The organism is Phyllobacterium bourgognense (assembly GCF_003337575.1).
Taxonomy (GTDB): Bacteria; Pseudomonadota; Alphaproteobacteria; order Rhizobiales; family Rhizobiaceae; genus Phyllobacterium; species Phyllobacterium bourgognense.
The window spans coordinates 1-4,633 of sequence record NZ_QPJM01000048.1; the positions used below are offsets into that span (position 1 = coordinate 1).

Below are 4,633 nucleotides of genomic sequence, written 5' to 3' on the forward strand. Positions count from 1 at the left end.
TCCATGGGCTATAAAGTGCCCGGCCACTTGCTGCGTCCGCAGCAGTACATAACCAAGCTTCGAGAGATGAATGGGGGGCCGAATGCGATTGGTTACACCGGGCCTGCGGGTTGAGACGAGCGGTATCTGAGCACCTATCAGCCACAAGCGCGCAAGGTCGAATTGTTTCGACGGCTCGCTGGGTGGGGGTGTACAGACTCCCTTGGATTCCAACGAACGACATGATGTCTCGACGGTGGACCCACGGATCCGCCGGGCGCTCGCGCCCTCTACCAAAACGGCCGCGTACATACTGTCGCATTCACGGCACTACAGACCCGTCCTCGATCGGCAAGGCTGCATCCAACGGGTGCATTCATATGACGAACGATCAGGTTGTTGAACTCTATGATCTCGTCCCGGTCGGCACGAAGGTCGTGGTCTTGGATCCCACCTCAACATTCTCTCCACGCTCGTGATCCAATACGTGTGACACGTCCGGTGACCGTGGGCATGGATCGCCTAATTGTGGCCAACGGCAAGGGCCAGCGGAAGGCGGCAAGAACACTTTGCTCCAGCCGCCATCGCTTCAGTTGTCGAATACAATTATCCTGTTTGGCGCTCGCGGCGAACGATACAGTCTAGCTAGGTCTCGAACTTTCCGGTTTCGATGACGAAAGGTGGGGACAAAGACATCACTTTAGAGCGCCGGTTAGGCTGGTTGCGTCGCGAAAACCTCAGAGCTGCGAACCGATAGGGAGAATCGCATAAAATCCCGCCACGAATTGATCCCAGGGCGACCCCGTCGGCTCATGATAATAGATCCGCTGCGTCCCGTCCGGCTCGGTCTCAGTCCACGAGATCCGCTTGTCCTTGCCCAGCCTTACGGCAAAGGTTTCTTCTCTTAGAACGCCTCTTAGGGCATTCGACGTCTTCTTGGTAAATTCAGGCGAGTCGATCAGAATGCCCATCTCCGTATTGATATTCACCGACCGCGGGTCCCAGTTGAACGAACCGACGAACAGGTAATGATCGTCGATGGTAAACGCCTTGGCATGCAGACCCGATCGCGATTCTCCCCAATTGACGCCGCGCCGCGCTTCTTGATCTGCGTCAGGCCGAAGTTCATAGAGGTGGACTCCACCTTCCAGAAGAGCCCGCCGGTCCTTTGCATAATGCGCATAGACGGGTTTCACGTCGTTTGATGCCAGCGAATTGGTTACAACCAAAACCTCGACGCCCCGCGCCTCAAGTTCCCGCAACCACTCTGTGCCGCGTTTGCCTGGCACGAAATATGCAGAAACGATCTCAACCTTTGATGTCGCATGGGCGAAATACTTTGCCAGTTGAGAGGCAAGAATCGCTTCTTTGTTGTCTTCACCGGCCGCTTTTGAAGGGGGGTCCGAGTACATTTTGGCGCGAACCCACGCGAGCTTCAGCGTCGATGGCGTTAGGTTCTGCTTCGCAGCCGCACGCACGACGCTGGCATATTCCGTCTCCCGGGCTTTCCCGATGATCTTGTCAAGGCGATCGCGAGCTTCGGCGAGACTGAACCCCTTCGGTTTGCCAACGACGGCGCGCGCAGGCACTGCAAACTTGCTGTTCCAGTACTCATCAAAGTTTGTCGAGACTTCGTCGACAACGGGTCCAGCAACCAGCAGATCGAGATCCGAATAGTTCAATTCCCTCTTGGCCAGGAAATACTCATCGCCGATATTGCGGCCACCGACGATCGACATGGCGTTGTCGGCGGTCATCGACTTGTTGTGCATCCGGCGGTTGATCCGCTTGAAGTCGGTGAGGCCGGCCGCGACAAGGCTCTGATCCCGCCAGAACGGGTTAAAGAGCCGGATTTCGATGTTTTTATGCGAGTCCAGAGCTGCGGTCACGGCGTCATAGCTCTTAGTGTCCATGTCATCGAGCAATAGCCGCACCCGCACACCCCGGTCCGCGGCTTGCAGCAAGCTCCACGCAAAGATTTTTCCGGTAGAATCATTGTGCACAAGGTAATACTGCGCATCGATCGTTTTTTCGGCGGCCGCTGCAAGCGCCAAGCGCGCCGCAAGAGCTTCTTCTCCGTTGCCGATCAGCCTGACCCCGGAGCGACCGTCCTTTGGATCACCAAGCTTTTGGACAAGTTGTGTCAGCCGCGTGCTTGTCGGCAGCGCCGGCGAATATGACGGTGTTTGCTCGAACGTTCGCACAGTGTGCGAACAGGCGGCGAGAAGAAACAACGAGAGCCCCGCGGCCGAGATAAATGGTTTCATACTACCCCCCATCCAGAACGCACCACGCCAACGTCCCTTAGCGGCTCGCAAAGCTGGACTTTGGCTGTGTCGCGCACTTTGCCGCGAGTACAGATCGCAAGCAAGACGACAAAGGCCGGGAAAATTAACTGCCAACGTAGGGTAAGACCCGATTGTAGCTACGCCCCCATGAGCCCACAATCACATCGTCCGACCGTGTCGCCCATCGCCGCGGTTGACGAACCCCGTACCCGCCGTTGCTTTGAACCCAGCGGCGGGCTTTTTTGCGAAACAAGGGCCGAAAATCAATATTTGATGGCTCGGCCTGTTTTGCGTGCGTCCTGCTTAGTTTGCCGTTTATCCTGACGGCATGCAGCGTTGCTTTTCTGGTTGGCGGCGCGGCAGTCCTGCTTTGTTTGTCGTGCTTCTGGGCGCGCCTGCTGGCGGGTGTCACGCGCCTGCTGACGTTGCTGGCCCTGCTCCGTCGCCCACGATATTGCAGGTAAACCGGCAAGAGATATCGCGATTATCGATGCGGTAAATAAAGGCTTTAAATAGGGCATTTTAGTATCCTCCCTTAAAGGGGTTGGGGCGAGCTCGCTGGGGCGGCGTCCATCGTGCTGAACACGATAAAACGTGTACGCTCACCTTTAAGATTAGGTTTTCCAAACTCCCGCTGCCGCGAGGTCTGCTGACAGCGGGCTTATTTGGGGCAATCATGGAAAAGAATTGGACGCCTTTTCCATGATTGCACAATACGCTCAGTATTCAGGATGACCAAGCGATAACAGCTTCGGCACCGCGTGCAGGTGGGCGTGGCAGGGCCCTCGCGCGTCACGGGCGGGGGCCGAAGCTGCGCTTCTTGTCCCAGTGGCATGCGCCCGACAAGTGCGGAACGCGAACGTCCAGCCCTCGGGCATCCCCACCCATGCCGATCTGGTAGAAGCGCCCAGCGGCCGCACTAAGGGCCGCTTGCAGGAACGCAGATCATCAATGCCCTGCGAGGCCATCTTGCCGAGTTTGGAATTGTCGTTGCGCAAGGTCCGGCTCATGTTACCAAACTGATGATGGCGGTGGAGGATCTGAAGAAGCTTTTGCCCGATATGGCGCGTCCCGTGCCTGAGGTGTTGGTTGAGGCACTGTGTGCACTGGATGAGCGCACCAGGCTTCTGGACAATGAGATCGCCCGCCGAGCCAAAGAAGATGAAGTAGCGCGTCGTTTGATGACTATTCCTGGAATTGGTCCTGTCATCGCCATGGCGCTGACAGCATTGGCACGGCGGCTGAGACGTTCAAACGTGGACGGGATTTTGCCGCGTGGCTTGGGCTCACACCGCTGCAACACTCCACTGGGGGCAAACAGCGGCTCGGTAAGACCTCGAAGATGGGGGAACGAACGTTGCGCCGTCTGCTCATCATCGGGGCGAGTACTGTTGTCCGGTGGGCGGCGCGAAAGGGAGCCGTGGCAGGATCATGGCTGGCGAGTATGCTCTAACGCAAACCGCCGATGCTTGTGAGGGTTGCCCTTGCCAACAAGATGGCACGCATCGTTTGGGCCTTGATGGCCAAGGGTGGAATCTATCGGGCTCATATCGCGGCAGAATAAACTCTGCAGCGATCATGGGGCCGTCGCAGGTGTAGGGAGGTCAGATGGAAGGTATGGCGTAACGGTCGACGAGACGGGATCGGGAAAACCAGATTGCGACGATGTGCTTAAAGCACGCGGTTCTGAATTGGACCCGGTCCGCGAACTCCCATACAGGCCCGAGGCATCTAGAACGCTGCATCAGAGGCCGGATACATGTCAGCGCCCGACTACACGCGATATCTTCCAAAAGATTTTCCTTGCACCCATCGGGGCGTCCATACACGTCGCAAATTTTCAATGAGCGGGGCGATACCCGATTGTCATGCAGCAGGGATGGTGACTTGCTTGGCGATGGACGGACCGGGATTACAGGCGTACCCCGCCTGTCGTTTGCGCATTATGTGGATCATCTCGATGGCCCGGAGCGATGGGGCAGGAATGGCTTCGCCGCGATCGCAAGGAGGAATTAAATGCACGATGACTGGGATATCAAGCCTGTAGTATTCGCACTTATTTTCGTTGCCGTCGTGTTGTGTCTGCTGTTCTACTACTGGTAGTCGCGGGGGGCCTTCTTGGGAGTTCTGTCGCAAACCGATTGCTTACCGTTCGTCCGTCATTAGAGCTTCCGCAAATATGGGAGCTTGGACTTGCGGCCAGAAGACCAGCCCTCAATATACGGTTGCAACCCCCATGGAATATCTCATCGCTGTCCCCCTTTTGAACGTCGCGATCAGTCGTCAACCGAATCCCATGTTTGATCCGGATTGAATGACCTTATCTCTTTAACCATCTTGTCGGTAGCCGGTCCGAGGTCCTTTTC

Annotated in this window: 4 protein-coding genes and 1 pseudogene; 2 read left to right on the top strand and 3 right to left on the bottom strand. The window is 56.8% G+C overall.

All coding sequences use genetic code 11. The features are described from left to right. Nucleotides 1-224 precede the first annotated feature (224 nt). Nucleotides 225-458: a L,D-transpeptidase gene (locus C7476_RS27650; protein ID WP_245426654.1), complete on the top strand. Its 234-nt coding sequence runs from the start codon at nt 225-227 to the stop codon at nt 456-458. 258 nt (nt 459-716) lie between these two features. Here the strand turns inward: C7476_RS27650 and C7476_RS27655 are convergent, their stop codons facing one another. Together C7476_RS27655 and C7476_RS27660 are read right to left on the bottom strand one after the other, a co-directional pair. Beyond that, nucleotides 717-2,246 carry a phospholipase D family protein gene (locus tag C7476_RS27655; protein ID WP_114433111.1) on the bottom strand — a complete coding sequence of 510 codons (1,530 nt, stop codon included), beginning with the start codon at nt 2,244-2,246 and terminating at the stop codon, nt 717-719. Between the two features lie 284 nt (nt 2,247-2,530). Then, the gene (locus C7476_RS27660; RefSeq protein WP_114433112.1) at nt 2,531-2,788 is read right to left on the bottom strand and encodes a hypothetical protein; all 258 of its coding nucleotides are present in this window, start codon (nt 2,786-2,788) and stop codon (nt 2,531-2,533) included. A gap of 417 nt (nt 2,789-3,205) precedes the next feature. Between C7476_RS27660 and C7476_RS27665 the strand changes: the two are divergent. Next, a pseudogene (locus tag C7476_RS27665) lies at nt 3,206-3,831 on the top strand (IS110 family RNA-guided transposase); the annotation flags it as partial. Nucleotides 3,832-4,543: 712 nt separating this feature from the next. On the opposite strand, the gene C7476_RS29595 reads toward C7476_RS27665, so the two are convergent. Beyond that, nucleotides 4,544-4,633 (bottom strand): DUF2950 family protein (locus tag C7476_RS29595; RefSeq protein ID WP_114432014.1); only part of this gene is annotated, 90 nt, incomplete at its 5' end.